This window comes from Paenibacillus sp. FSL L8-0340, from assembly GCF_038593145.1.
Lineage (GTDB): Bacteria > Bacillota > Bacilli > Paenibacillales > Paenibacillaceae > Paenibacillus_AQ.
This window is the reverse complement of the sequence record NZ_CP151967.1, coordinates 4,916,584-4,942,248: the sequence shown is the minus strand read 5'-3', so window position 1 is coordinate 4,942,248 and position 25,665 is coordinate 4,916,584. Positions and strand designations below refer to the sequence as shown.

General features: G+C 51.7%; 29 protein-coding genes. 28 read left to right on the top strand and 1 reads right to left on the bottom strand.

Annotated elements, in window-relative coordinates; genetic code table 11:
• The first annotated feature begins 173 nt into the window (after positions 1 to 173).
• From trpE to NST07_RS22445, 20 genes are all read left to right on the top strand, one after another.
• Positions 174 to 1,727: an anthranilate synthase component I gene (gene trpE / locus NST07_RS22540; protein WP_341094507.1), complete on the top strand. Its 1,554-nt coding sequence runs from the start codon at positions 174 to 176 to the stop codon at positions 1,725 to 1,727.
• A 65-nt stretch (positions 1,728 to 1,792) separates the two neighbouring features.
• The gene (gene trpD, locus NST07_RS22535) at positions 1,793 to 2,833 is read left to right on the top strand and encodes an anthranilate phosphoribosyltransferase (protein WP_341094505.1); all 1,041 of its coding nucleotides are present in this window, start codon (positions 1,793 to 1,795) and stop codon (positions 2,831 to 2,833) included.
• The gene (gene trpC / locus NST07_RS22530; protein WP_342480209.1) at positions 2,823 to 3,653 is read left to right on the top strand and encodes an indole-3-glycerol phosphate synthase TrpC; all 831 of its coding nucleotides are present in this window, start codon (positions 2,823 to 2,825) and stop codon (positions 3,651 to 3,653) included. The genes trpD and trpC overlap by 11 nt, the downstream gene beginning before the upstream one ends.
• The gene (locus tag NST07_RS22525; RefSeq protein ID WP_342480208.1) at positions 3,646 to 4,323 is read left to right on the top strand and encodes a phosphoribosylanthranilate isomerase; all 678 of its coding nucleotides are present in this window, start codon (positions 3,646 to 3,648) and stop codon (positions 4,321 to 4,323) included. The genes trpC and NST07_RS22525 overlap by 8 nt, the downstream gene beginning before the upstream one ends.
• Entirely contained in the window at positions 4,320 to 5,519 is a 1,200-nt protein-coding gene (gene trpB / locus NST07_RS22520) for a tryptophan synthase subunit beta (RefSeq protein WP_341094499.1), read from the top strand. Before NST07_RS22525 ends, trpB begins: the two co-directional genes overlap by 4 nt.
• Positions 5,516 to 6,337, top strand: coding sequence for a tryptophan synthase subunit alpha (trpA, locus tag NST07_RS22515; protein ID WP_341094498.1), 822 nt, complete (start codon positions 5,516 to 5,518; stop codon positions 6,335 to 6,337). Before trpB ends, trpA begins: the two co-directional genes overlap by 4 nt.
• Positions 6,338 to 6,394: 57 nt before the next feature.
• Positions 6,395 to 7,492 (top strand): histidinol-phosphate transaminase, encoded by a 1,098-nt coding sequence (gene hisC, locus NST07_RS22510; protein ID WP_341379138.1) that lies wholly within the window; start codon positions 6,395 to 6,397, stop codon positions 7,490 to 7,492.
• Positions 7,493 to 7,541: 49 nt separating this feature from the next.
• The gene (locus NST07_RS22505; RefSeq protein WP_341094493.1) at positions 7,542 to 8,636 is read left to right on the top strand and encodes a prephenate dehydrogenase; all 1,095 of its coding nucleotides are present in this window, start codon (positions 7,542 to 7,544) and stop codon (positions 8,634 to 8,636) included.
• Between the two features lie 757 nt (positions 8,637 to 9,393).
• Entirely contained in the window at positions 9,394 to 9,981 is a 588-nt protein-coding gene (locus tag NST07_RS22500) for a sigma-70 family RNA polymerase sigma factor (RefSeq protein ID WP_038594474.1), read from the top strand.
• Between the two features lie 5 nt (positions 9,982 to 9,986).
• On the top strand, positions 9,987 to 10,580 hold the full coding sequence (locus tag NST07_RS22495) for a zf-HC2 domain-containing protein (protein WP_341094491.1): 594 nt from the start codon (positions 9,987 to 9,989) through the stop codon (positions 10,578 to 10,580).
• 157 nt (positions 10,581 to 10,737) lie between these two features.
• Positions 10,738 to 11,325: a histidine phosphatase family protein gene (locus tag NST07_RS22490; RefSeq protein WP_341097725.1), complete on the top strand. Its 588-nt coding sequence runs from the start codon at positions 10,738 to 10,740 to the stop codon at positions 11,323 to 11,325.
• Positions 11,326 to 11,415: 90 nt separating this feature from the next.
• Entirely contained in the window at positions 11,416 to 12,504 is a 1,089-nt protein-coding gene (locus NST07_RS22485) for a hypothetical protein (protein ID WP_341094489.1), read from the top strand.
• 11 nt (positions 12,505 to 12,515) lie between these two features.
• Positions 12,516 to 13,022 (top strand): gamma carbonic anhydrase family protein, encoded by a 507-nt coding sequence (locus NST07_RS22480; protein WP_341094486.1) that lies wholly within the window; start codon positions 12,516 to 12,518, stop codon positions 13,020 to 13,022.
• 18 nt (positions 13,023 to 13,040) lie between these two features.
• Positions 13,041 to 13,220 (top strand): IDEAL domain-containing protein, encoded by a 180-nt coding sequence (locus tag NST07_RS22475; RefSeq protein ID WP_341094484.1) that lies wholly within the window; start codon positions 13,041 to 13,043, stop codon positions 13,218 to 13,220.
• A gap of 129 nt (positions 13,221 to 13,349) precedes the next feature.
• Positions 13,350 to 13,775: a DUF2487 family protein gene (locus tag NST07_RS22470; RefSeq protein ID WP_341094482.1), complete on the top strand. Its 426-nt coding sequence runs from the start codon at positions 13,350 to 13,352 to the stop codon at positions 13,773 to 13,775.
• A 221-nt stretch (positions 13,776 to 13,996) separates the two neighbouring features.
• Complete coding sequence (locus NST07_RS22465) at positions 13,997 to 14,551, top strand: ubiquinol-cytochrome c reductase iron-sulfur subunit (RefSeq protein ID WP_076109842.1); 555 nt, start codon at positions 13,997 to 13,999, stop codon at positions 14,549 to 14,551.
• Positions 14,552 to 14,556: 5 nt separating this feature from the next.
• Positions 14,557 to 15,228, top strand: a complete 672-nt coding sequence (locus NST07_RS22460) for a cytochrome b6 (protein ID WP_038594453.1) — start codon at positions 14,557 to 14,559, stop codon at positions 15,226 to 15,228.
• A gap of 28 nt (positions 15,229 to 15,256) precedes the next feature.
• The gene (locus NST07_RS22455) at positions 15,257 to 16,138 is read left to right on the top strand and encodes a menaquinol-cytochrome c reductase cytochrome b/c subunit (RefSeq protein WP_038594451.1); all 882 of its coding nucleotides are present in this window, start codon (positions 15,257 to 15,259) and stop codon (positions 16,136 to 16,138) included.
• Between the two features lie 94 nt (positions 16,139 to 16,232).
• Positions 16,233 to 16,871 carry a DUF1405 domain-containing protein gene (locus tag NST07_RS22450; RefSeq protein ID WP_341094477.1) on the top strand — a complete coding sequence of 213 codons (639 nt, stop codon included), beginning with the start codon at positions 16,233 to 16,235 and terminating at the stop codon, positions 16,869 to 16,871.
• A 56-nt stretch (positions 16,872 to 16,927) separates the two neighbouring features.
• Positions 16,928 to 17,827: a sporulation protein YpjB gene (locus NST07_RS22445; RefSeq protein WP_341094475.1), complete on the top strand. Its 900-nt coding sequence runs from the start codon at positions 16,928 to 16,930 to the stop codon at positions 17,825 to 17,827.
• A gap of 182 nt (positions 17,828 to 18,009) precedes the next feature.
• On the opposite strand, the gene NST07_RS22440 is transcribed toward NST07_RS22445, so the two are convergent.
• Positions 18,010 to 18,879 (bottom strand): YitT family protein, encoded by an 870-nt coding sequence (locus NST07_RS22440; protein ID WP_341094473.1) that lies wholly within the window; start codon positions 18,877 to 18,879, stop codon positions 18,010 to 18,012.
• Positions 18,880 to 19,038: 159 nt separating this feature from the next.
• Between NST07_RS22440 and NST07_RS22435 the strand changes: the two genes are divergently transcribed.
• From NST07_RS22435 to NST07_RS22400, 8 genes are all read left to right on the top strand, one after another.
• Complete coding sequence (locus NST07_RS22435; RefSeq protein ID WP_038594447.1) at positions 19,039 to 19,368, top strand: nucleotide pyrophosphohydrolase; 330 nt, start codon at positions 19,039 to 19,041, stop codon at positions 19,366 to 19,368.
• 59 nt (positions 19,369 to 19,427) lie between these two features.
• Complete coding sequence (locus NST07_RS22430) at positions 19,428 to 19,949, top strand: tetratricopeptide repeat protein (RefSeq protein ID WP_340897447.1); 522 nt, start codon at positions 19,428 to 19,430, stop codon at positions 19,947 to 19,949.
• A gap of 34 nt (positions 19,950 to 19,983) precedes the next feature.
• Entirely contained in the window at positions 19,984 to 20,787 is an 804-nt protein-coding gene (gene dapB / locus NST07_RS22425) for a 4-hydroxy-tetrahydrodipicolinate reductase (protein WP_341094472.1), read from the top strand.
• Between the two features lie 17 nt (positions 20,788 to 20,804).
• Positions 20,805 to 21,227: a methylglyoxal synthase gene (gene mgsA, locus NST07_RS22420; protein ID WP_341094470.1), complete on the top strand. Its 423-nt coding sequence runs from the start codon at positions 20,805 to 20,807 to the stop codon at positions 21,225 to 21,227.
• Positions 21,227 to 21,931, top strand: a complete 705-nt coding sequence (bshB1, locus tag NST07_RS22415; RefSeq protein ID WP_341094468.1) for a bacillithiol biosynthesis deacetylase BshB1 — start codon at positions 21,227 to 21,229, stop codon at positions 21,929 to 21,931. The genes mgsA and bshB1 overlap by 1 nt, the downstream gene beginning before the upstream one ends.
• Before the next feature lie 97 nt (positions 21,932 to 22,028).
• Positions 22,029 to 23,186: an N-acetyl-alpha-D-glucosaminyl L-malate synthase BshA gene (gene bshA, locus NST07_RS22410; protein WP_342480207.1), complete on the top strand. Its 1,158-nt coding sequence runs from the start codon at positions 22,029 to 22,031 to the stop codon at positions 23,184 to 23,186.
• A 10-nt stretch (positions 23,187 to 23,196) separates the two neighbouring features.
• The gene (locus tag NST07_RS22405; RefSeq protein ID WP_342480206.1) at positions 23,197 to 24,630 is read left to right on the top strand and encodes a CCA tRNA nucleotidyltransferase; all 1,434 of its coding nucleotides are present in this window, start codon (positions 23,197 to 23,199) and stop codon (positions 24,628 to 24,630) included.
• Positions 24,623 to 25,426: a biotin--[acetyl-CoA-carboxylase] ligase gene (locus NST07_RS22400; protein ID WP_342480205.1), complete on the top strand. Its 804-nt coding sequence runs from the start codon at positions 24,623 to 24,625 to the stop codon at positions 25,424 to 25,426. Before NST07_RS22405 ends, NST07_RS22400 begins: the two co-directional genes overlap by 8 nt.
• The last annotated feature ends 239 nt before the right edge of the window (positions 25,427 to 25,665 follow it).

The following is a 25,665-nucleotide window of genomic DNA, read 5'->3' as shown; positions in this document are numbered from 1 at the left end:
GTAGAGTTTCACAGCGCTACCCGTCTATTCCCACATAGGAGATATCCGCATATATGGCTCATAATGCCGGTCCTGAGCGCTTTTTCACATACTTACACTTATACAAACCTCTACTTCGGTAGAGGTTTTTCTGTATTTCGGACATAATATCAGATCCCAAGGAGGGTTTTCAAATGACGAACCCAAGAGTCGAAGAAGTAGTGGCGTTGTCCCGGGAGTATAACTTAATTCCGGTCGTAAAGCGGCTGCTTGCCGACATGGAGACGCCGATCCGGCTGTTCCAGCGTTTTGCCGAACAGGATCGTGCATTTTTGCTGGAAAGTGTAGAGGGCGGCATTCAATGGGCCCGTTATTCCTTTATCGGCAGTGATCCGTTCCTCATGATCTCCGGCAAAAAAGGCATCATTCACGTTGAAGTCGGCGGAGAGAAAAAACGGCTCTTGGGCAAGCCGGTCGAGGAGCTTAAAGCGCTGCTCCGCTCTTACCGCAGCCCGAAGCTGGAAGAAATGCCTCCCTTTACAGGCGGAGCCATCGGATTCTTCGGCTATGATCTGCTGCAGTATTACGAGAAGCTGTCGGCACATGCCGTAGATGATCTTAATATGGACGACATCCGCTTTATGTTCTGCGACCGGATCATTGTCTTTGATCATGTGAAGCAGCAAATCCTGCTTGTCGGCAATCTGCACATCAAGGACGGAGATACGGACTCGGACATCCGCGCAGGCTATGAAGAGCTTAGCCGCAAGCTGGAGGTTATGGCTGAAGAGCTGCAGAAGGAAGGACCGAAGGAAAACGTCAACCGGCGCAGCATACCGCAGGATATCGAGCTGGGCCAAATCCACTCCAACCTGACGAAGGAGCAATATATCGGCAATGTGGAGCAGGCCAAGGAGTACATCCGGGCCGGGGATATTTTTCAGGTGGTGCTGTCACAGCGGCTGCACATAGAAACGGAAGTATCGCCACTCCATGTGTACCGGATGCTGCGCACATTGAACCCTTCGCCGTACATGTATTATCTGAAGATGGATGAAGAGATCATTGTCGGCACTTCTCCCGAAGCGCTGGTGAAGGTGGACGGTGACCGGGTCAAAACCCGCCCGATTGCCGGAACCCGTCCTAGAGGCGCGAATGAAGCAGAGGACCGGGAGCTGGCTGAGGAACTGCTGCATGATGAGAAGGAACGGGCAGAACATCTGATGCTGGTCGATCTGGGGCGCAATGATTTGGGCAGGGTCTCCAAGTTCGGCACCGTCAAATGCGATTCCTTCATGGAAATTGAAAAATACTCCCATGTGATGCACATAGTTTCGAACGTATCCGGAACGCTTGACGAGAACAAGGATTTCTTCGACGCCTTCCTGTCCTGCCTTCCTGCCGGCACCGTTTCCGGAGCACCGAAGCTGCGGGCTATGGAGATTATCTCGGAGCTGGAACGCGAAGCAAGAGGCGCGTATGCCGGAGCCATCGGTTATCTCGGATTTTCCGGAAATATGGATTCCTGCATTACGATCCGCACCATTATCTTCCGCAAGGGCCGGGCTTATGTGCAGGCCGGGGCGGGCATTGTCTGGGATTCTGTTCCGGAGAAGGAATATGAGGAGACCCTCAACAAGGCAAAAGGGATGCTGAAGGCGATCCGCATGGCGGAAGCGATGTTCCCGGCTGAGGTGAAAGAAAAACAGGTAATCAACCAGGATTACATGTACGAATATACCCCTTAACCAGGGAATAGCAGAGATGAGCAGAGCAGAGAATGCTCCATAAAACTTTTAGGAGGAAAAGAACTATGGAAGCAAGTCAATTGATGCAATCAGGAATTGCCGGACTGATCGAGGGCAGGGATCTAACCCGCACAGAGGCTCGTGAGCTTATGGGAACAATAATGGAGGGATCGGCATCGCCGGCGCAAATAGGCGCCTTGCTGACCGCATTGCGGATCAAGGGGGAAACGGTGGAGGAGATTACCGGTTTCGCTGAAGCCATGCGCGGTTTCGGCACTCCAGTGCTTACGGAGCGCACCCGGCTGCTGGATACCTGCGGAACCGGCGGTTCCGGAATCCATAAATTCAACATTTCTACGGCCTCGGCGATCATATCCGCAGCCGCTTCGGTCCGGGTCGCCAAGCACGGCAACCGTTCTGCTTCCGGCAGAGCGGGCAGCGCTGATGTGCTGGAAGCGCTGGGCGTCAACATTCATCTGAATGCGGAGCAGGCCCGGCAGTGCCTGGACAGCATCGGTATCTGCTTCCTGTTCGCACAAATCTATCATCCATCCATGAAGCATGCCGCTGCACCCCGCCGTGAGCTCGGCGTCCGGACCGTATTCAACATGCTTGGACCGCTGACCAATCCAGCGGGAGCCGACCGGCAGCTGATGGGCATTTATGACCGCAGCAAGACGGAAACAGTTGCGAATGTGCTGAAGGAGCTCGGCTCCAAGCGGGCGATGATTGTAAGCAGTCTGGATGGTCTCGATGAAATCAGTATTTCGGCACCTACACAGGTATCCGAGCTGAAAGACGGGGCTGTGTTTACCTATGAAGTGACTCCAGAGGAAATGGGCCTCAGCAGACATCCGCTGGAAGATGTGCTTGGCGGAGATGCAGCTGAAAATGCAGCGATTATCACCGCCGTGTTGGCCGGAGAAGTTAATCCTTACCGTGATATTGTATTGGTCAATGCAGGTGCTTGTATCTATGTCGCCGGATTGGCGGATACATTGAGAGATGGCGTAGAGAAAGCAAGAGAAGTAGTAGATTCAGGCGCGGCACTGCTCAAGCTGGAGCAGCTGAAAGTCATGACGAAGGAGCTTGATTATGTATCTTGAACGGATTGTTGCCACCAAAATCAAAGAGGTAGAGGTGCTGGCCGCGACTTTTTCGCTGGCTCAGGCTGAACTTGAAATTTCCGGGCTGCCGTCCACAAAAGGATTCCGTGATGCGCTCACGAAGCGGCGGAACAGAGAGATGGGGCTGATTGCGGAAGTAAAGAAGGCTTCCCCGTCCAAAGGTCTGATCCGGGCGGATTTTGACCCGGTTTCCATAGCGCAAGGCTATGAGGCGGGAGGTGCTGACTGCTTATCCGTTCTTACGGACAGCGAGTATTTTCAGGGCAGCGGTTTATACCTGCAGCAGGTTAGAAAGGCGGTAAGTCTTCCACTGCTGCGCAAGGATTTTATTATCGACGAGAAACAGATTTATGAGGCGCGTCTGCTGGGAGCGGATGCCATCCTGCTGATCGCGGCTATTCTGGACCCGAACCGGCTTGCTAACTTCACAGAGTTGGCTTCCTCACTGGGAATGGACGTACTTATTGAGATTCATGACCGCAATGAACTGGAAATGCTACTGGAGACCGGCAAAGCGGCACATCCGAATGTGCTGCTGGGAATCAATAACCGCAACCTGCATACCTTTGAGACCTCGCTTGCGACTACAGCAGAGCTGGCCACGCTTGCACCTAAGGGAGTGCCAGTGATTAGTGAGAGTGGAATTGCCGGGCCCGGCGATATAGATTATCTGAGCACAACCGGCGCCCTTGGCGTGTTGGTTGGAGAATATTTAATGCGTAAGCAGAACGTGGAGCAGGCGGTGAATGAGCTGCTGGGTCCGGTGCAGGCAGGGAAAGGCCGTGCCGTGCATGAGTGAGACAATGGTAAAAATCTGTGGACTTCAGGACGTTGAAGTGCTAAAATCTATGAAGCGATTACCACTGGATTATGTCGGTTTTGTCTTTGCTCCCAGCCGCCGCAGAATAACCTCGGAGCAGGCAGCAGTGCTTGCCGCGCAGCTTGCGGACTGGCAGGCAGACAAGGCTCCGGAAGCCGCAGGTGTGTTTGTGAACCCGGAACTGGCAGAGCTTCGGGAAATCATGAAGGCAGTTCCACTGGGTGTGATACAGCTGCATGGGCAGGAAAGTGCGGAATTCTGCCGTGAGGTTAAGCTGGCGTTTCCGCAAGTACAGGTCTGGAAGGCTCTTTCTGTGGTCAGCCGTGATACGGAACAAGCTTCGGATAACCATAGTAGTCTGGAAAGCTATGCCGGTGTGGTGGATGCATTGCTGCTGGATACTTATGATCCGCAGGGCGGCGGTTCAGGCCGGACATTTGATTGGGCACGTATTCCTCACTTCCAGCAGGCGGCAGCGGCGTATGGGCTGCCTTTATTTATCGCCGGGGGTCTGGAGCCGGGGAATGTCAGTGAATTGCTTACGGGCTACGCCCCGGATGGCGTGGATGTTTCCAGCGGAGTGGAGAGCGGCGGAATTAAGGATATTGTTAAAATGACAGCTTTTGTGGAGAGGGTGAAGCAATCATGATACAAGTACCGGACATCAATGGGCGTTTTGGTTCTTTTGGAGGCCGCTTCGTTCCTGAAACTTTAATGAATGCACTGATTGAGCTGGAGGAAGCCTACCGCAAGTATTCGGGGGAACCGGCTTTTCAGGAAGAAATAGATTATTTGCTGAAGCAGTATTCCGGACGGGAGACTCCGCTGTATTATGCGGAACGTTTCAGCAAACATATCGGTGAGGCTAAGATCTATCTAAAGCGTGAAGACCTGAATCACACCGGAGCACATAAGATCAACAATGCGATCGGTCAGGGAATATTGGCCAAGATGATGGGCAAAACGAAGGTTATTGCCGAGACAGGTGCAGGCCAGCATGGCGTAGCTACGGCTACGGTGGCAGCGCTCCTTGGGATGGAGTGCAAGGTGTTTATGGGGGAGGAGGATACTCGCCGCCAAGCGCTTAACGTTTTCCGTATGAAGCTGCTGGGGGCAGAGGTTATACCGGTGACTTCCGGATCACGGACGCTCAAGGATGCAGGGAATGAAGCGCTGCGCTACTGGGTCAGCAATGTTGAAGATACCTTTTATATCTTAGGCTCTGCAGTTGGGCCGCATCCTTATCCGATGATGGTCCGCAACTTCCAGCGGATTATCGGCGATGAGACCCGCCGCCAGATTCTGGAGGCCGAAGGCAGGCTGCCGGATCTGCTGGTTGCTGCCGTAGGCGGAGGAAGCAATGCAATCGGTATGTTCTATCCGTTCATGGAGGATGAGAATGTCGGCATGATCGGAGTAGAGGCTGCAGGCAAGGGGATCGATACCCCTTTTCATGCTGCGACAATGAGCAAGGGAACCCATGGAGTATTTCAAGGCTCCCTGAGCTATCTGCTGCAGGATGAACATGGACAGGTTACAGAGGCGCATTCCATCTCTGCCGGATTGGATTATCCGGGAGTTGGCCCTGAGCATTCCTACCTCAAAGACATAGAGCGTGCCCGATACGTGCCGGTTACGGATGAGGAAGCGCTTGAAGCTTTGAAGCTGCTGTGTATGACTGAAGGCATTATTCCGGCTCTGGAGTCGGCCCACGCTTTGGCGCATGTTGCTAAGATCGGACCCACGCTCACCAAGGATGATATTGTAGTCATCTGTCTGTCCGGGCGCGGCGACAAAGACGTGGAATCTATAATGGCCTATACGGAAGGAGCGGGTAAGCAATGACAACGGACACGACAAACCGGATGGATTTGACCTTCCGGCAGCTTAAAGAGGCCGGACGGACGGCCTTGATTCCTTTTCTAACGGTAGGCGATCCGGATCTGAAGACCACGCTTGATATCATTGCCGAACTGGAGGCAGCGGGTGCAGATATTCTGGAGCTGGGCGTTCCTTACTCCGACCCGCTCGCGGATGGTCCGGTGATCCAGCGGGCATCGGCTAGAGCGCTGCGAGGCAGCATTAACCTTCGAACCTGTATGGAAACGGCACTGAAGGCCCGACAGGCGGGAAGCGAGCTTCCGTTCATTTTGTTCACCTATTATAATCCGGTTATGCAGATGGGCTTGGACACCTTTTTTGCAGAGCTTGAGACCCACGAAATCAGCGGCCTGATCATTCCCGATCTGCCTGTGGAGGAGTCCGGGGAGATGCGCCTGCGTAGCCGTGAGGCTGGTGTGAATCTGATACCGCTTGTCGCGCCGACCTCCAGTGAGCGGATTGCCAAAATTGTCTCCGGTGCCAGCGGTTTTGTCTATTGTGTCTCCTCCCTTGGTGTGACAGGCGAAAGATCGTCGTTTCATACCGGAGTGGATGACTTTATTGAATCCGTACGCCGGGCAACAGACTTGCCGGTAGCTGTTGGATTTGGCATCTCGACGGGCGAGCAGGTGGCACGGTTTGCCCGCATTTGCGACGGTGTGGTCGTAGGCAGTGCCATTGTCCGCAAGGTGGAGGATGTGATTCCGCTGCTGGACAATCCGGATACCCGCAGCCAAGGACTGTTGCAAATTCGTGAATTTGTGGCACAATTAAGACCATAACGGTCTGCTAACAGATCTGAGAGCAGCTATCTTACCCATGGAGAGTGAGGAACATAAATGAATCCGAAACCAAATATTATCAACCTCCCTGTCTACAAGCCAGGCAAACCTATTGATGAGGTTAAGAAAGAACTGGGCTTAAGCGAGGTCATTAAACTGGCGTCCAATGAGAACCCCTATGGACCTTCGCCGAGCGCAAAAGCTGCTATTATTGCCGATCTGGACAATCTTTTTCTGTATCCTGATGGCGCGGCCGCTGATTTGACAAGCGCACTGGCAAGCCACCTTGGCGTGGAGAACGACAATATCATATTCGGCTGCGGCTCCGATGAAATCATCGCCTTGATTACACGTGCCTTTTTCCTGCCGGGTGACGAGACAATTATGGCAGATCAGACCTTCTCCGTATACAAGAGCAATGCCGATATCGAAGGTGCTGTTTCGATAGAAGTGCCTCTGGCAAACGGTACACATGATCTTGACGCGATGCTGGCTGCAGTGACGGAACGGACAAAGGTGATCTGGATCTGTAATCCCAATAATCCAACCGGTACGATTGTGCCTGAAGAGGCGCTGGTCACTTTCCTGAACGCGGTTCCTGCGAATGTAATGGTGGTGCTCGATGAAGCCTACTCCGAATACGTAACAGACCTTTCCTATTCCGACGGAATTAAGCTGCTCGCTAAGTATCCGAATCTGGTTGTGCTGCGCACCTTTTCCAAGATTTATGGGTTGGCTGCACTCCGCATCGGCTATGGTGTTGCAAGTCCGCAGATTATCAAGCTGATTAATCAGGTTCGGGAACCTTTCAACACCTCCCGTCTAGCCCAGGCTGGCGCCTTGGCTGCACTGGCTGACCAGGATTATGTGCAGGAATGCCGCCGTCTCAACAGCGCGGGCATCATTCAGCTTCAGGGAGAATTCAAACGCCTGAGCCTGGACTTTTTCCCGGCACACGGTAATTTCATTATGGTAGATGTACGCAAGCCTGCAACCGAAGTATTCGACGCCTTGCTGCGCCAAGGCATCATTGTAAGAGCAGGCCACAGGCTTTACCCGACTTATATCCGTGTTACTGTCGGGTCGACAGAGCAGAACAAGGCTTTTATCGCCGCTTTGGAGCGGGTCCTTAAAGATCAGAAGGTACAGGTGTAACCTGTAACAGACAAGACGATACCTATAGAAGGCAGGTAGTACAAAGAACATGACGACAAAAATAGCCATTTTCGGTGTCGGTCTGATCGGAGGCTCACTGGCCCTTTGCTTCAAAGGCAAGAAGGGCCTGACCGTCGTAGGCCATGCCCATCGTCCTGAATCCGCAATTAAATATGTCAGCAGAGGTGTTGTCGATCAGGCAACACTTTCTGTTGAAGAAGCGGCGCTGGACGCCGATTTTATTTTTCTATGCGTACCTGTAGGCATGCTGGAGGATTATTTGCAGCAGTTAAGCAAGCTTCCGCTGAAACCCGGCTGCATCATTACGGATGTCGGCAGCACCAAGGCCAGCATTGCCGCCTGCGCGGTTTCACTGGACTTTCCTGATGTGCATTTCATAGGCGGGCATCCCATGGCCGGTTCCGAACGCTCCGGTGTGGAAGCAGCCTCCTCACTGCTGTTTGAGAATGCCTATTATGTGCTGACGCCTCCGCCGGGAGTGCCGGAAGAAGCATATCATGCACTTGAATCCTTGCTATTACATACAAGAGCGCAGATTGTCCGGCTCGATCCTGAACGCCACGATGAAATCGTCGGTGCGATCAGCCATCTTCCGCATATTATTGCCGTCGCGCTTGTGAATCAGATTCACGCCTATGATAATACGGATTCCCTGTACAGTACTTTGGCTGCAGGCGGTTTCCGCGATATCACACGGATTGCTTCCAGCGATCCGATCATCTGGCGCGATATTCTGCTTAACAACCGTACGGTGATGCTGCGCTTGCTGAAGGATTGGAATCAGGAGGTATCTTCATTTATCCAATTGCTGGAGACGGCGGACGGAGAAGGCATTGAGGAGGCTTTCAGCGAAGCTAACGGCTTCCGCAGCCAGCTGCCGGAGCGCCGCAAAGGAATGATTACGCCATTGTTCGATCTCCATATTGATGTTCCCGATCATCCGGGTATTATCGGGCGAATCGCTACGGAGCTGGGGGATCAGGGTATCAACCTTAGCAATGTGCAGATTATTGAAAGCCGTGAAGACGTTCCCGGCATTATGCGGCTGTCTTTCCGTCAAGAGAATGACATGGAGCGGGCTAAGATTCTGCTGCAGCACAACGATTATACGGTATATGTGTAGAAGCCGGGGCGAATGCCCCGGCTTTTTTAAAAATATAGGAATTTATATGCTTCACGCTATATAAATTGTAGTAAGTTATCGGACTCCACGCAAATTAACTGAGTAAACTTCGAAGTCAAAACCCTGTTTGTTTTGGGTTACAGCGCACCTCTGCCTGAAAATGGACAAAAAAAGACCGCTTACAAAGTAAGCGGCTACAATTCACAATGAATTGGAATTGTGCAGTGTTTGGATAGGAGTGGAGAGAAACCATACTGTACTTTTATTATATGTATCCGTTTACATTTTGTCAACACTTTATTTAAACTTTATTTTCCAAATCGCAGGTCAGGCCATTCGGAATTGATAAGAAAGAGCGTTTCGACTGACTTTTTATGTGCACAGATGGCAGGCTTTGGAATGAAGCAGGATTCGACTTAATATCCTAAATGTAAAATAGTGTATTGTTGCCTCGAGTCTATTAATGTCATCCTGTTAGAATCTATGCTATACTGGGTTAAGTATGTTAATAGATTCCTTTCCATAATCATCAAAAAAGAGCCGTGCGGGATGTAAGGAAACCTGTAAAGATGCGTATTTATTTCTGTATTTACATGTGGCATGCCTTTTTTACCGGGTATTTGAATATACATAGGAAGTATTTCATAAAACGGTACAAATTTAGCGTAATAGCGCAACTTTTTAAGCCCCGACCGGTATAAGTAGTTACAGACCGGCCGGGATTAAACGTGCAAGGGCGAGGAGGGCCGAACTCACCATGACGGATTCCCAGTTGATCCAGCTTATTAAGCAAGGAAACACAGAATTATACTCGGAACTGATGCGAAGATACCAACGAAAAATATTGGCTTTTGTCTATCATATGCTTAAGAATTCCCATATGGAGCTGATTGCTGAAGATCTCTGCTCGGAGACCTTTTATAAGGCGTTCCGCAGCTTGCATTCCTTCCGTGAAGTGGATGCTTCATTCTCAACATGGCTGTATACAATCGCCCGTAATACGGTGCTGAGTGAGCTTCGCAAGAATCGTGCAGGCAATGTATCTCTTGAGGAAAGCGGCTATACTCCTGTAGCTCCGCCGGAGGTAGCGCCGGAGCAAGCGGCACTTCGTAAGGAACGGATGATGCTGGTCCGTGAAGCGATCAATAATCTACCGGAGAAGCAGCGTTCTGCACTCATTCTGCGTGAATATGATCAAATGGATTATCAGGAAATCGCCATTATTTTGGATCAGAGTGTCAGCTCCGTGAAATCATTATTGTTCCGTGCCAGGAGCAGTGTGAAGCTCCAGCTCGAGTCCTATTTCTATGAGCCTGAACTTGAAGAGCAGGCTGAGAGGGTGTAAGGCCAATGAACTGCAGGGAAGCGCAAGATTTCATTCCGCTATTGTGGGACGCTCCCCCCACCGACCCCAAGCGGATTGAACTTGAGAGGCATATTGCAAGTTGCCCGTACTGCGCCTCCGAGTGGGCATTGTGGCAGGAGAGCAGTGAGCTTATGCTTGAGGCGAAGGTAGAAGTCAGCGAAGAACGTGCGGAAGCTATAAACCTCAGGGTTATGGAGCGGATTTATCTCGAGAGTCCCTGGCTGATGCCCGGGGACGGGAAATCTGCCGGTAATTCTACAGTTTTCCGCCGCCGGATAAGCCTTTGGATTGCCTGCTTTCTGGCAGTGTTTCTATCGAGCTTCCTATATTTCACTATGTTTAAGACATCCCATAACACAACCACGGCGCAAAGCGGAATTGTGGATACGGGTGTGGCCGGCCTTTCACTAGGATGGTCACCGGCTTATCCTGTTCTCGAATCAGAAGGCGGCATTATCGAGCCGCTTGTAGTAAGTATGGGGCCAACCCATCCACAATATTGGATGATGCTGTCCATGCTAGGGGTAGGCTTATCGATATTTTTGCTCATCCGGTTGAACCGTTACCGCAGACAATGAGGGGCTCCCTTTACTACCAAGTAAAGCGGGCTTTTTTTGTTGTCTTGTTTCCGTGCAGGAAGAGCGAAAAGGCATAATAATCTTTCGAAAAGAAGACATTTGTTTTCATTCATGATACATTATTAAGCAAACATAAAGGAGGGGAAGGGTGATGGCAATGCTTATCGGCTTAGTACGCCATGGGCTGACCGATTGGAATGCGGAAGGAAAGATACAGGGGCAAAGTGATATTCCGCTTAACGATGAGGGCCGGAGGCAGGCTGAGATGCTGGGAGACAGGCTTCTGCAGGAACCTTACCGCTGGGACTACTGCATTACCAGTAGTCTTTCCCGTGCAGCGGAGACAGGGAAGATCGTAGCTGCCAAGCTGGACATTCCACTGCTTGAACCCGATCACCGGATCCGTGAGCGTGCCTATGGGCAGGTGGAAGGCATGACTGCCATGCAGCGGGAGGAGAAGTGGGGCAAAGAGTGGAACCTGCTGTCGCTGGGTCAAGAAACGGATGAACAGCTGCAGGTACGCGGTCTGGCTTTTCTGGAGGATCTATCGGCCCGTTACCCGGAGAGCAATGTGCTGGTAATTTCCCACGGCGGCTTTCTGGCTCAGCTGTACACCGCGCTTTATAAGGACAAGTACACAGAACGTCTTGGCAATCTGTCGCTGACCATTCTGGAGAAGAAGGAACTGGAATGGAGTCCGCTGTTATACAATTGTACACGTCATATCTTGCAAAATCAGCGTTAACCCGAAGCCTCGGGTTATTTTTTTTGCGTAATAAGGAATAAAAAGGGCTGTATTTCCCATAATGGTAGTAAAACGGTGAGGCGATAAAAGATGAATCTGGCGGATATGCTCACTTACGCAGACATTGGTCAGCTTACCGCCATTGCGGGGCGCTACCAGTGCGATTGCAAACGAAATTCTAAACATGATTTGATTCAGAGTATACTGATCACGCTAGGAAGCCGCGATTTCATGGAGACTCATATCCGGGATTGCACCCCGGAGGAACTGCGGTTTCTCAACACACTGTTGTTCGACGAACGCAGCAAATTCAGTCTTGAAGATTTGCTGGCTGCCGCGAGGCAGGCCTGCTTTGATGCACCTGCCGGCAAAACCGGCGGTTACCGTGAGATGGTCAGCCGGTTCAAAAGCGGCGGATGGCTCTTCAGCGGCGCCTCACAGCAGAGCAGATACCTCTTTCAGGTGCCGGAGGATCTGAAGAACCGTTTCCGCGAGAGGATGGGCCAGCATATCAAGGAACATGTGGTCCGGAGCAGCGAGCCAGCGGTATACCGCGGGGAAGGTGACCTGCTGGCGGGCGATCTGCTGATGTTCCTGCGTTATGTGATGGACAATGAGCTGGAGCTGAACCAGGAGGGTGCCCTCTATAAACGTTATCAGCAGGGCGTAATGAACGCGATCCAAGTTCCTGAGCCGCTGCTGGGCAAGGGGGGCTGGAGATTCGGTTACGGCAGAGCATGCGAGCATTATCCGCCAAGAATGGCGCTTCTGTATGATTATGCGAGGCACCGCCGCTATATTTCGGAAGAAGGTTACCGTTTGAAGTTGACCTCGGCAGGTGAGACGCTGCTTGCGGAAGGAAAATCAGAAAGACTGATGCAGTTATTCACCTTTTGGTTAAAACTCTATAAAGGTGCTGTTCCTAATCTTCCATCGCTCGTATACTGGATTAGCGTAAGTGCGGAAGAGTGGGTGAGCGTTTCTTCCTTAGTGGAGGGATTGGGCTGGCTGATCAAACCGTTTTATTATGATGATGCCGCATCGATCCTGGAACAGCGTATTTTGCGGATGATGCTGCATCTTGGAATGATCCGGCTTGGGGAGACACCTGAAGGTCCGGTAGTCCAAATGACGCCATGGGGGACAGAAGCTGCTACTCCGAAGCGACTGCCGAAGTAAGGGGGAGGAAAATGCGGATTGCTTATGGGAATTACATACCGCAGCTCGATGAATCTGTTTACGTGGCAGAAGGGGCTAAGCTGGTAGGGAATGTGAGTGTAGGACAGTATTCAAGTATTTGGTTCAATGCGGTGCTTCGGGGCGATCTTGCTCCAGTCATTATTGGAAAAGGCTGCAACATTCAAGATGGGGTTGTAGGCCATGTGGCGGAGAATTTGCCGCTGATACTGGGGGATGACATATCGGTAGGGCACTCCGCAATCATTCATGGTTGCAGGATAGGCAGAGGCACATTAGTCGGAATGGGTGCGATTGTGTTGAACGGAGCAGAGATTGGTGAATATGCTTTAATAGGAGCCGGATCTCTTGTAACCGAAAACAAAGTGATCCCGCCGTACACCCTTTCCTTGGGTACCCCCGCCAAAGTGGTCCGTGAATTGACCGAGCAGGACTTACTGAGAATGTCACGAACCAGCGAGAGTTATGTGAACAAGGCGAAGGAATATGGAAACTTCTAAACAGCGGAGGTGTATCGAATGGACAAAATGAAGGCTACCTATGAAGTGATGCTAGGGCTTGCGGCAGAAATGGTGTGGGATGAAGCGCTGCGAAAGCGTCGTACCGACATCTTGTACCGGGAGATTGACACAGCGCTGGCGGCCGGAGATAAAACGGCTTTCCGGTATCTGACTGAAGAACTGAAAAGTTTGGCATAAGAGATGCGCTTGGCGCATTTCTTTTTTTGTTTTCCTGTAAAAGAGGGATTTAGCAGTGTCTTCGAGAAAGCAAGGAGAAATGGTTGTCAAAAATGTTTGAACATTTCAGGTTGAGGGGAATGAACAGTAATGAAATTTAGTGATTTTGACAAAAGCAGCTGGGAGGCAAACTGCAAATACTTCGATACCTGCCTGATTCCGTTTACTGGCCTGAAGGGTACGGAGAGTCCGCCGGAGGCGGCAGAGGCACTTGAACGGTTGCGTGATTTGCTGGACTGTATTGAACAACCCTTTCAAGGGCGCATTGTAACCTACCCGGCAATTCAGTACAGCTCAGGTGACAGTTCTCAATACGTAAATGAGATTTGCCGAAAAGTCAAATCCAGTCACTTCCAATATGTCATTGTGGCTTCATCCGATTTGGAACTGTTGTCCAACGAAATTGTTGAAAGCGATTTATTCCTTTCCCTGACTGGATTTGACGCGTCCCGGATAATGTCCTTTAAGAGTCAGATAGGGAGAAAAATTGAGCAGATGTGGCAAGAAGATAAATGAGTTAAATGTGACAAAAAATCAACAATTTATAGAAAAGCACCCCAATATGCCTGTCACAATTTAGACAATATTCTTGACGGGTTTTGGACCCTACGCTATGATTAGGTTGAACTTATATGTCGTGTGACTTATATCATTGTAAACGGATTATTTACAGGAAAAACCTCTGGATAACACTGCAGGTGCCTTCTCCAATTTCTGAATAGGGGGTTACACACAGTATGAGCAGCCATGAAGAAGAGCAGGAGCCGCATCCGCAAGGACCGCCCAGCCTAAAAGAGATGTCACGCAGACAGTTTCTAACCTATACCCTTGGCGGAGCTACCGCTTTTATGGGGGCCGGGGCAGTCCTGCCGATGATCCGTTTTGCCGTAGACCCGATATTACATAAAAAAGGCGAGGGTGAATTCATCAAAATTGCGGAGACCTCTAAAATTACCGATGAACCGCAGGAGTTTACGTTTGAGCTGAAACAGCAGGACGGATGGTATGCCAGTACAGCTACGCTGACAGCCTGGATCCGTAAAAATGAGAGCGGAGAAATTTATGCGCTTTCACCGATCTGCAAGCATCTGGGATGTACGGTCAGATGGAACAATAACAAGTCCTATCCGGATGAATACCATTGCCCATGTCATGGAGCGAGGTATACCAAAGTAGGCAAGAATCTAGAGGTAGCCCCGAAGCCGCTTGACCAGTACAAGACCAAGATTGATGGAGGCTGGGTCTATCTTGGCGATATCGTCCCCAACACCGAAGCTAAGAAGGAGGCGTAAATCTGATGTTTAAAAATGTCTACAACTGGATTGATGAACGTCTGGATATTACGCCGATTTGGAGAGATGTAGCCGATCATGAGGTACCTGAGCATGTCAATCCGGCACATCACTTTTCGGCATTTGTTTATTGCTTTGGCGGACTTACGTTCTTTATTACAGTCATTCAGATCTTATCGGGTATGTTTCTGACCATGTATTATGTTCCAGATATTATAAATGCCTATGCCAGTGTGGAATATTTGCAGACTAAGGTGGCCTTCGGGCAGATCGTCCGAGGTATGCATCACTGGGGCGCAAGTCTCGTCATCGTGATGATGTTCCTTCATACAATGCGTGTATTTTTCACCGGTTCCTACAAGGCACCGCGCGAAATGAACTGGATCGTCGGTATGCTTATCTTTTTCGTGATGCTAGGGCTTGGACTGACCGGCTATTTGCTGCCTTGGGACAACAAAGCTTATTTTGCAACCAAGGTTACACTGGAAATTGCTAATTCTGTACCCGTTATGGGGCCTGTGCTGAAGGAACTGATGCAGGGCGGCACTATTGTCGGCGCAGAAACTTTAACCCGCTTTTTTGCACTGCATGTATTTTTCCTCCCGGCGGTCCTGCTTATTCTGCTCGTCGGACACTTTATTATGATCCGCAGACAGGGTATCTCCGGTCCGCTGTAAGTCAATTGACAGAAAGGGGGAACTGCAGATGGCACACAAAGACAAGGACAACACCAAAGAAAAAGTCGTATTTGTCGGTGATTCCCGTGTCCGCAAGGGTAACGGTTTCATTACACCGCCGGACTATACGGCATATCCGGGCAAATCGGAAGCGTTTATTCCCAACTTCCTATTGAAAGAATGGATGGTCGGTGTTGTCGTGCTGGTGGGCATCCTGGTGCTGACCATTTCAGAGCCGGCGCCGCTAGGCTTCCCTGCGAATGCCAGTGCAACTGTAATTCCGATACCAGACTGGTATTTCCTGTTCCTGTATCAATATTTGAAGCTGCCCTATGCCTCTGGTGACTATATTGTGCTGGGCACACTCGGCGTTACAGGTGTAGCCTTTGGAGCGCTTCTGCTGGCCCCCTTTTTGGATACTGGCCGGGAACGGCGGTTCTACCGCCGGCCGATCGCTTCCTCTTTAATGTTCCTCTCGCTCGCAGCGATCATTTATTTGACGAATACAGCCTGGACGGAATATAAGCATGAAATGGCGTTAACAGATCAAATTCCTGAGGATGTGCAGCGCGAGGAAAAGGCGGCAGAGAATAGAGCCAAAGGTTTGCCGACCACAAGTGTTGTTGAAACGGAGGAAGTAGCCATCGTGGACAAGAGTGATCCGGCGATGGCACTTTATAAGCAAGCTACCTGTGTCTCTTGTCATGCTGTCGATATGAAGGGTGGAGGTAGTGTGCCTGCGCTTCGTGGTGTCGGCGATACCCATGACAAAGATGCGATTCTTGCGATCATTAAAGAGGGACAGGGGCAAATGCCTCCGATGTATGAAACGGCGGTGGCGGCAGGTCTGACAGAGCAGGATATTGACACTCTTGCCGGTTGGCTTGCCAAACAAAAAAGCGAACAGTAAAATAATGATAAGCGCAAACCTGATCGTGCATGCGGTCAGGTTTTTGGTTGTGTAAATGCAGAGGCTGCCATGATCTAGGAGGTAATGTGTCGATATGCCGGTTCATTGGTTCGAGAGGTTGTTTAAACACCGGGGAGTCATATGGCTGCTCTTTATTGTGAATTTCTTCGGTACGATTTACGGTTACATGTGGTACGGCAATCAATTGGAATATACAGCAGCTAATTATCCTGCCTGGCTGCTTCCGTTCGTTCCGGATAGTCCGACTGCGAGCCTGTTCTTTACGGCCGCTTTATTGCTCCTGCTGTATCCGCCGAAGCGCCTGAAAGGGACACTGCTGCGTGAACTGATCGAAGCACTGGCGGTTCTCACCTCCGTGAAGTACGGAATCTGGGCGGTAAGCATTATTTTTGCCGGGGGATATCAGGGGGACACTGTGAGCTGGAAGGACTGGATGCTGGTCGCATCGCATACCGGGATGGCGGTTGAAGCACTGATCTATGCCCGCTTCTTCGCTTTCCGCAGAATGCTGCCATTGGCGCTGCTCTGGACCCTTGCCAATGACATGGTGGATTATTCGATTGGGATTTATCCGTGGCTGCCTTCTGTGCTGGAGGATGATGTAATAGGGGTGCAGTACTTCACTATTGGTTTAACCTTGCTCAGCGCCGCCGCGGCCTGGATTTTCAGCAGAAGAACCAGGCCCATGGAGAGCTTCAGCAACAGGCGCTGACAGGCTGTTCTATCTCTTGTCCTCCTGCCATACATTTAGGGTAGGAGGGATGTCTCATGCCGCGCAGGGGATATTATGTGCTGACAGGGTTAGTGTTATGCTGGCTGCTTGCCGGAGGGAATAGTGGAAAGGTTATGGCAGATTCTAGTGCTGACGCTGCAGGTTCCGGCTTTGCAAATTTGCTTAGTACCGGGAGTTCCGTAAGCGGAGAATCTCCGGCGCTTACCGGCAGGACTGGAGCACAGCGGCTGGAGCAGGCGGCAGAGGCTTTATACAGCTATGTTCTGGAAGGGAATGTCGCCAAGGCAAGGCAGGAGAGCGAGGAGATTTCACAGATTGTTGTATCCTCATCCTTTGAAGGCCTGACCTCGGTGGAGGGGATAAATGCACTGACGACATTGGTTATGGATCTTAAGACTACAATGGCGGCTGAGCAAATCAATCCCCAGAAGTGGGAAGCTGCCGCTGCCAAGCTCAGGCTCGCTGCCAATAGCCTGAATCATCCAAAGCAACCGATGTGGCTGCAGTACTACAAGCTGATCCGCGAGGATCTGAACGATATGGAGCAAAGTGCTGTTGCTAATAATCTTAAGGATTGGAAAACGGCAGTAACTAGACTGCAAAGCAGATATGACAATATCCGTCCTGCAGTGGTCATCTCCCGCCAGCCGGAGGTGGTGAATGCCTTTGATTCCTGGTTATCTTACGCGGCGGGTATTCCATCCTCATCTCAGCCGATCGAACGCACACGCCTGCTGGAGATCGTTTCTTACGGACAGGACGCTGTCCGGGTGATGTTTGGCAAAGAGAGGGATGAGCCGGCTTTATCTCTGCCGCTGTCTCCGCCGGAGTATGGAGGGTGGGGGCTGCTTGCCGGGGCGTTCATTCTGGCAGCGCTGGCCTATACCGGATACCGCAAATACCGCGGCGAAAATGAGGAGTGGAAGCCGGTATAGATCCGGCCATGAGGCAGGCGGCGGCAGATCCCGTATGGTTAATAGTTCTGCGACGATATATTTTCTGCGGATTATAAGTTGTTGCTAAATAAAAGGCTCCCCCATCATCCATCGTGATGATGGCAGGGAAAGCCTTTTTTTGTCCACTCTTTATTAATGATGAATCACATTGATTCATGGATTTAGGTTTGCCGAAACCCCTCCCCCTGTACATCATGCACATCGCTGATGATCACAAAAGCCGTGGGGTCGATGGATTTCACCAGCTGGCTGAGGCGGCGGATCTCCTGGCGGGAGACGACACAGTACACCATGTGTTTCGCCTGCTTGGAGTAAGCGCCGATTGCAGGGATAAGCGTTACGCCCCTGTCCATCTCTGCCGTGATAAGATCGGCAATTTGCGGGGCGTCATCGCTGATAATGGTGAAGGCTTTGGCGGCATATGCACCTTCCTGAATAAAATCAATGACCCGCGAGGAAATAAAGACGGCCACCAGGGTATACAATATTTTTTCCCGGGGAATGTAGAGCAGGGAGGCGCCGATGATGAGAATGTCGACAGCCAGAATAATCTGTCCCATGCTCCAGCCGAACTTGCGGGCAAGAATTCTGGCTACGATATCGACACCGCCGGTGGTCCCGCCGTAACGGAAGACGATCCCAAGTCCTGCGCCAAGCGTCACCCCTGCATATAATGAAGCAAGAATGAAATCATGCTCGGTGCTGAACGGGACAAGCCAGCCGCCAGCAATCAGCCGTTCAAATACCCAGAGGAAAAAGGTCAACAAACCGATTCCTATACCTGTATAAAAAATCTGGTTTGAGCCGAGCACTTTCCAGCCGAGCAGGAACAGCGGAAGGTTAAGCAGTAAGGTAGTCAGGAATATAGGAAGGTCAAAGGCGTAATTCAGCAGGATGGTAATCCCGGTTACCCCGCCTTCCATCAGCTGGTTGGGCACTATAAAATAGAGGAGCCCAAATGCATAGATTGCGGCACCGAGCATAATGGGAGCTACTGTTTTGCCGATCGCGAACAATTTGGATGATTTCATATAATCCCTCGCCTAAGCCTCTTAATGGGCAGTTTGTACTAACATTGCTTTCATGGGGTAAAGCTGTAAATTTAAAAAAGATTTGTCTTCAAAACGTCTTTACGATAACATAGGGGCAAACAGAAGGCAAGAACTCTCAGGGGGGCGAAGAAACAAATTATGGATAAAAGTCTTGGTGATTTGCAGCGTGAAGTCGACGCGTACATCTCACAATTTAAAGAAGGTTACTTCAGCCCGCTGTCTATGCTGGCCCGAATGTCCGAGGAAGTGGGTGAATTGGCCCGTGAAGTAAACCATCAGTTCGGTGAGAAGCCGAAAAAATCCGACGAAGCGGAGAATTCCATTGAATTGGAGCTGGGCGATATTCTGTTCATTACGATCTGCTTTGCCAATTCGCTGGGCATCGATCTGACTGAAGCCCACAATAAAGTCATGCATAAGTTCAATACCCGCGATGCCGGGCGATGGACACTGAAAAACACCGATTAGGCTTCTATAACATATGCTGTACCAAACGAACGGGATTTAGCCGTTAGGATGGTGAGGATATGAATCATAACGATTTTGTAAAAGCGGCCTACCGCTCTATTCTGCGCAGCGATTTCGCCGAAGCGATACACTTCTTTGAGGCAGCTATAGCGGCCAGTCCGGATGATGCCGAGGTGAGATACCGCTGTTCCATTACCTATGCCCGCAGCGGGATGCTGGAGAAGGCGCTGGAGCATGCACTGGCAGCGCTCAAGCTTGATAATGGCAAGCCTGAATACCGGCTGCATCTTCAGCATCTGCAGGCGCTGCAGCTTGTCCAGGAGGCCAAAAGGCTGCTTGAAGATGAAACGGCAGGGACGAATAATCCGTATCATCCGATCACGCTGCTGAAAGAAGCGATTACGCTGGATCCACTATACGGGGATGCATATGTATGGCTCGCCATTGCGCACAGCCGGATGAACGAGCACTTGCAGGCCATCGCCGCGATGAAAGAGGTCATTTCCCTGCATCCGGATGATTCCGGTCTGCGGCAGCTCATGAAGGACCTTCAGAAATCATTGCAAAAATATATCCAATAAACATGGAACCAGTGAAAGCGAGGAGGAAATAAGGGTGAGCGACAAGATCAGAGTAATTGTCTCCGGAGCAGGAGGCAGAATGGGCAAAGAGGTTATAAAGCTGGTGCTGCAGGATGATGAACTGGAACTGGCTGCGGCTGTAGATCGATCGGCAGGCAGTATCGATGCCGGTCGTCTCGCGGGACTGGAAGAATGCGGAGTTAATGTTACATCGGACTTTGAGGCCGCCCTTGCACATAGCAACGGGGATGTGTTAGTTGATTTTACGACTCCTCAATCAGCCTTTGCTAATACGACACTCGCAATTAAATACGGGGTACGTCCGGTGATTGGTACTACCGGATTTACTCCCGAACAAATTAAGGAACTGGACAAGCAATGCCAGGAACAGGGAATCGGCGGGCTGATCGCACCTAACTTCTCCATCGGGGCTATCCTGCTTATGAAGTTTGCCGCCCAAGCTGCCAAGTATTTCCCACATCTAGAAATTATCGAGTATCATGGAGATCAGAAGCTGGATGCTCCATCGGGCACGGCAATCAAGACAGCGGAAATGATTTCTGAAGCGCGTGAGGAGCTGCGTCAAGGCAATCCTCAAGAAGAAGAAATTATTGAGGGCTCGCGGGGCGGCTACTACAACGGCTTCCGCATTCATAGCGTCCGCCTCCCCGGTGTGTTTGCCCAGGAGGAAGTAGTCTTCGGCGGTTTTGGGCAATCGCTTAAAATACGCCATGATTCTTACGAACGGGCTGGATATATGCCTGGAGTCAAGCTGGGTATCCAGAAAGTGATGGAGTACACAGGAATGATCTATGGTTTTGAGCACTTTATAGAATAGACAGGAGAGAAGAACACATGTTGAAGATTGCATTTATCGCACATGACCGGAAAAAAGATGAGATGGTGAATTTTGTAACCGCTTATGAGCATGTATTTACTGGACTTGAGATGTACTCTACAGGAACGACCGGCCAGCGGATTATGGACGAAACCAACCTTCATATCCACCGCTACATGTCCGGTCCGCTGGGCGGTGACCAGCAGATCGGTTCGCTGGTGGCGCAGGATGAGCTGGATCTGATTATTTTCCTGCGTGATCCTTTGATGGCACAACCTCATGAGCCCGACATTACTGCCCTTCTGCGTTTATGTGATGTGTATGGCATTCCGGTAGCGACAAATATTGCTACTGCAGAAATTCTGGTCAAGGCGATTGACCGGGGCGATTTCGGCTGGCGGGAGCTGGTACATAAGTACAAGCCTGGTGTGGACGAATAATGAAGCTGGATATCCTAGTATTCGGCGCTCATGCCGATGATGCCGAGATCGGCATGGCCGGAACCATCGCCAAACATACTGCTGCCGGCCTAAAAGTGGGCTTATGCGATTTGACCGCTGCGGAAATGTCCTCGAACGGAACCGTAGAACGGCGCAAGCTGGAAGCTCAGCAGGCCGCTGATCTGCTCGGTGCCTCACTCCGCACGAATCTGGGGCTCCCTGACCGGGGACTCTGTTTAACAGAGGAGCATCTCTCAGCGGTGACCTCGGAAATTCGCAAATTCGCACCGGACATCGTATTTGCACCTTATTGGGAAGACCGCCATCCTGACCATATTGCTTGCAGCAAGCTGGTGGAAGAGGCTGTGTTTAATGCCAAGCTGCGCAAATATATGCCGGACAAGCCTGCGGTAGCGGCACCGCTGCTTTATTTTTACTTCATTAACGATCTCGGACGGTGTGATCTTATCGTGGATGTGACTGCACAATACAGCATTAAAGAGCAGGCGCTATCCTGCTACCGTTCGCAATTCGAGAAAGCACCGGGTGAGGATATAGTTTCGACCCCGCTTAATGAAGGCTATATCGAACGCGTCCGTTCGCGGGATATGCTGCTCGGACAGCGGAGGCTTATTCCTTATGCGGAGGGCTTCGCCAGTAAAGTGCCGCATGCAGTTGAATTGTTCACCACCGGAGACCGTTAAACACAAAGCTTTATTTCAGCCCGATGAACAACTATAATTAACTCATGTCATTACTAATAGTACTAACATAACATAAGTTTATCGAAGGGGCGGAGCTATGGACCGGCTAAAAATAGGCATCACTTGTTATCCGTCTCTTGGCGGCTCGGGTGTAGTGGCGACTGAACTGGGCAAGCTGTTGGCTGAGAAAGGCCATGAAGTCCATTTTATTACACACAGTATCCCGTTCCGGCTTGGTACGTTTCAGAAAAATATATTTTACCACGAGGTAGAGGTTAACGATTATTATGTCTTCCGTTACCCCCCCTACGATCTGGCGCTGGCTACTAAGATGGCCCAGGTCGCAAAGATGCAGGGGCTGGATTTATTACATGTCCATTATGCGGTCCCGCACGCGGTCTGCGCGTTCCTTGCCAAGCAGATGTTAGGGAATGATATCAAAGTGGTAACGACACTGCATGGTACCGATATTACCGTGCTTGGCCAGGATGAATCGCTTAAGGATTTGATCCGACTTGCCATCAATGAGAGTGATGCGGTGACGGCGGTGTCGCTGGATCTGATTAACGAGACACGGCGTGTGCTGGATATTACCCGCGATATTGACCTAACTTATAACTTTGTCGATAAACGCGTGTATTATCCGCGTGACGTGTCCGATCTGCGGGGGGATTTTGCTTCACCGGATGAGAAAATCCTGATGCATATCAGCAATTTCCGTCCAGTCAAACGTGTCGGTGATGTGGTTGACATCTTTGCAAAGGTGAGCCATGAGTTGCCTGCCAAGCTGCTGCTGGTGGGTGAAGGGCCCGATCTGCCGAAGATTCAGGCGAAGATCAATGAGATGGGTCTGGAAGACCAGGTTCGCTTTCTCGGTAAGCAGGATGATATTGCCCAGGTCATTTCCCTGGCCGACCTCCTGCTGCTGCCTTCCGAGAAGGAAAGCTTTGGCCTTGTAGCCCTGGAAGCGATGGCTTGCGGAGTGCCGACAATCGGCTCGCAGGCTGGCGGCATTCCCGAATTGATCCAGCATGCCAAAACCGGGTTCCTGGCTCCCATTGGCGATACAGCCGCCATGGCTAAATATGCCGTTCAGCTGCTCTCGAATGAGGACATGATAGAGCAGTTCAGAAGAGCTTGTCTGGAGCGGTCCTGTAACGATTTCAGCAGAGACATGATTACGAATCAATATGAGGATATTTATTACCGTGTGCTTGGGCGAAAGGTGCTCGGAATGGATAAAGTCCGGGGGTAAGGGGTGCTTCATGGAATGGAAAATGGCACCATCCGGCATGGCAGAGGCGGCAGGCAAAGTGATTGCCACCCTGCATGCAGCCGGCCGTGAGGCTTATTTTGTCGGCGGCTGCATCCGTGATGAGCTGCTGGGCAGACCGGTGCATGATATGGATCTTACGACTTCGGCACTGCCGGAAGAAGTAATGGCCATGTTCACACGTTGTGTCCCGACCGGGCTTGCACACGGCACGGTTACCGTATTGCAGGATGGATATAGCTTTGAAGTAACGACGTACCGGACGGAGAGCGGCTATGCTGATCACCGCCGCCCGGAGCACGTCTTTTTTGTAAGCGATGTGCAGGAGGACCTGCGGCGGCGTGATTTTACGATCAATGCCATCTGCTGCGGTCTGGATGGGCAGCTGGTTGATCCTTTTGGCGGAGCTGCTGACCTGAAGCATCGCCTGATCCGCTGTGTGGGTACGGCGGAGGAACGCTTTGACGAGGACGCGCTGCGCATGCTGCGCTGCGTGCGGTTCGCGTCTGTGCTGGACTTCGCCATCGCTAAGAATACGTGGCGGGGGCTGCTGCGCCAGCGTGACAAGCTGGCGCATATTGCTGTGGAGCGTCTCCGCGCGGAGCTGGAGCGCATGATAGAGGGGCCGCATCCTGCGCGCGGCCTCGGTCTTCTCGCGCGCAGCGGCTTGCTGCCGCGCGGCAAAGCCCCGTTCCCTTGGACCGGCAGTGACATGGCGGCAGCCGCCGCCCTGCTAGCCGGGATCGGGGAACTGCCCGGCGCCCTCCTGCGGTGGGCGCTCCTGCTCCATGCCCTGAAGACGCCGGCCGCTGAGGCCGACGCCCTGATGCGGGCATGGACGTTCCCGGGGGCGACGCGCAGCGCCGTCACCTCGGTGCTGCGTGTCCGCGAAGCCTGGACCGCAGCGCTTGCAGAGGTGCCGCCGGAATCTCCGGGCGGCACCGAGGCGCTTCGGCGGCGCTGGATCGCCACCGTGCTGGCCTTGGGCACGTCAGCCGCCGAAGGGTGGCTGACGTTGCTGGAGGCGGTGCCGGAGGCCGCCTCCAGTCAGCAGCGTCTTGGCCTGGCCCAATCCGGGCCCGGAGCGTCTGTGCAGCTGCATTTGGCCATGCAAGGGTTAGGCAGTGCCTTGGCCGAGCAGGTTGATCCATCAGAGCCAAAGACGGGTAAAGCCGCCGTGCAGCCATCTGGAGCGCCGGCGCTCTCTACGGGTCTCCTGCGGTCCTGGAGCGCATCAATGCCGCTGCAGACCTTGGCAGAGCTTGCGGTGACAGGCAATGAGCTGGCCGTAGCTATGCAGAAACGTCCCGGCCCGTGGCTGGGAGAGCTGCTGCATGCGCTGCTGCAGGCCGTAGCGGCTGGAGATATTGCCAACAATAAACAATCATTGCTTCAGGAAGCAAAAAGGATGGATAACGATGAATAGCGATGAAACGCCGGGGCTTTCCGGGCTGAACAGAGATACTTTTGTTTCGGGCTGGAACCGAAGTGTACAGCGACTGGAATCGGTGGTGTCTACGCAGGAGGAAGCCAAAAGGCTCGCCGAAAATGGCGCTCCGGAAGGAACGGCGATCATCGCCGAGGAACAGACCGGCGGCCGCGGGCGGATGGGCAGAAGGTGGCATTCACCGCGCGGCAAAGGCATTTGGATGAGTGTGGTGCTGCGCCCCAATCTTCCGCTGTCACTGACGCCGCAGCTGACGCTGCTGGCTGGCGTAGCCGTCTGCCGCGCCATTCGCGAGATCAGCGGCGTGCAGGCCGGCATCAAATGGCCGAATGATCTGCTGGCAGGCGGACGCAAAATTTGCGGAATTCTGCTGGAATCATCGCTCAGGGAAGGCGGCCTTCATTATTGTATCGCCGGAATCGGCATTGCGGTGAATTTGACGGAGGACGACTATCCGGATGATCTGCGAGGAGTCGGCACTTCGCTGCTGATCGAAGGGGGAGGCATTCCCGTTGACCGCAAGCAACTCACGGAAGCGGTGCTGGCCGAGCTGGAGTTTTTGTACACCCTTTACATAGAACGGGGCTTTAAGCCTGTTCGTGAGCTTTGGGAATCCATGTCGGTCACCTTGGGGCGCCAGGTGTACTTTAATACACCCGAGGGACGCAGCGAAGGTACTGCGGTCGGTTTGGATGACGGCGGCGGGCTGCTGCTAAGGGATACTGCCGGGAATATCACCTGCATATTATCAGGTGAAATTGAAATGATCCAGTGACAAGGGTTCCATGCCTTGTCACATTTTTTTGGTGTAATTAGCAGCGGTTTTTGTTATAATATGTTCAGAGACGGTATCGCAGGGTCGAGCTGTACTCATTCAAGCAAGCTGTACAACAGCAATTTGCTTTTCGGATTCACCTTCATAACTGTATTTCCACGGTTACGTTGGATTCTGCTCTGAGCCGTAAGGACCGAGACAGAAGGGACGATCGCGAGTGACTCTTTTTTGCCCTTCGG

Bases quoted from the DNA above. Each gene is read 5' to 3' on its own strand.
- trpD (WP_341094505.1), top strand. From the start codon at position 1,793: ATGGAAGCAAGTCAATTGATGCAATCAGGAATTGCCGGACTGATCGAG.
- trpC (WP_342480209.1), top strand. From the start codon at position 2,823: ATGTATCTTGAACGGATTGTTGCCACCAAAATCAAAGAGGTAGAGGTG.
- NST07_RS22465 (WP_076109842.1), top strand. From the start codon at position 13,997: ATGAGCAGCCATGAAGAAGAGCAGGAGCCGCATCCGCAAGGACCGCCC.
- NST07_RS22490 (WP_341097725.1), top strand. From the start codon at position 10,738: ATGCTTATCGGCTTAGTACGCCATGGGCTGACCGATTGGAATGCGGAA.
- NST07_RS22485 (WP_341094489.1), top strand. From the start codon at position 11,416: ATGAATCTGGCGGATATGCTCACTTACGCAGACATTGGTCAGCTTACC.
- bshA (WP_342480207.1), top strand. From the start codon at position 22,029: ATGGACCGGCTAAAAATAGGCATCACTTGTTATCCGTCTCTTGGCGGC.
- NST07_RS22430 (WP_340897447.1), top strand. From the start codon at position 19,428: ATGAATCATAACGATTTTGTAAAAGCGGCCTACCGCTCTATTCTGCGC.
- NST07_RS22400 (WP_342480205.1), top strand. From the start codon at position 24,623: ATGAATAGCGATGAAACGCCGGGGCTTTCCGGGCTGAACAGAGATACT.
- bshB1 (WP_341094468.1), top strand. From the start codon at position 21,227: ATGAAGCTGGATATCCTAGTATTCGGCGCTCATGCCGATGATGCCGAG.
- NST07_RS22460 (WP_038594453.1), top strand. From the start codon at position 14,557: ATGTTTAAAAATGTCTACAACTGGATTGATGAACGTCTGGATATTACG.
- NST07_RS22445 (WP_341094475.1), top strand. From the start codon at position 16,928: ATGCCGCGCAGGGGATATTATGTGCTGACAGGGTTAGTGTTATGCTGG.
- trpB (WP_341094499.1), top strand. From the start codon at position 4,320: ATGATACAAGTACCGGACATCAATGGGCGTTTTGGTTCTTTTGGAGGC.
- mgsA (WP_341094470.1), top strand. From the start codon at position 20,805: ATGTTGAAGATTGCATTTATCGCACATGACCGGAAAAAAGATGAGATG.
- NST07_RS22480 (WP_341094486.1), top strand. From the start codon at position 12,516: ATGCGGATTGCTTATGGGAATTACATACCGCAGCTCGATGAATCTGTT.
- NST07_RS22435 (WP_038594447.1), top strand. From the start codon at position 19,039: ATGGATAAAAGTCTTGGTGATTTGCAGCGTGAAGTCGACGCGTACATC.
- NST07_RS22440 (WP_341094473.1), bottom strand. From the start codon at position 18,879: ATGAAATCATCCAAATTGTTCGCGATCGGCAAAACAGTAGCTCCCATT.
- NST07_RS22500 (WP_038594474.1), top strand. From the start codon at position 9,394: ATGACGGATTCCCAGTTGATCCAGCTTATTAAGCAAGGAAACACAGAA.
- NST07_RS22405 (WP_342480206.1), top strand. From the start codon at position 23,197: ATGGAATGGAAAATGGCACCATCCGGCATGGCAGAGGCGGCAGGCAAA.
- trpE (WP_341094507.1), top strand. From the start codon at position 174: ATGACGAACCCAAGAGTCGAAGAAGTAGTGGCGTTGTCCCGGGAGTAT.
- NST07_RS22495 (WP_341094491.1), top strand. From the start codon at position 9,987: ATGAACTGCAGGGAAGCGCAAGATTTCATTCCGCTATTGTGGGACGCT.
- NST07_RS22475 (WP_341094484.1), top strand. From the start codon at position 13,041: ATGGACAAAATGAAGGCTACCTATGAAGTGATGCTAGGGCTTGCGGCA.
- trpA (WP_341094498.1), top strand. From the start codon at position 5,516: ATGACAACGGACACGACAAACCGGATGGATTTGACCTTCCGGCAGCTT.
- hisC (WP_341379138.1), top strand. From the start codon at position 6,395: ATGAATCCGAAACCAAATATTATCAACCTCCCTGTCTACAAGCCAGGC.
- NST07_RS22505 (WP_341094493.1), top strand. From the start codon at position 7,542: ATGACGACAAAAATAGCCATTTTCGGTGTCGGTCTGATCGGAGGCTCA.
- NST07_RS22450 (WP_341094477.1), top strand. From the start codon at position 16,233: ATGCCGGTTCATTGGTTCGAGAGGTTGTTTAAACACCGGGGAGTCATA.
- NST07_RS22525 (WP_342480208.1), top strand. From the start codon at position 3,646: ATGAGTGAGACAATGGTAAAAATCTGTGGACTTCAGGACGTTGAAGTG.
- NST07_RS22470 (WP_341094482.1), top strand. From the start codon at position 13,350: ATGAAATTTAGTGATTTTGACAAAAGCAGCTGGGAGGCAAACTGCAAA.
- NST07_RS22455 (WP_038594451.1), top strand. From the start codon at position 15,257: ATGGCACACAAAGACAAGGACAACACCAAAGAAAAAGTCGTATTTGTC.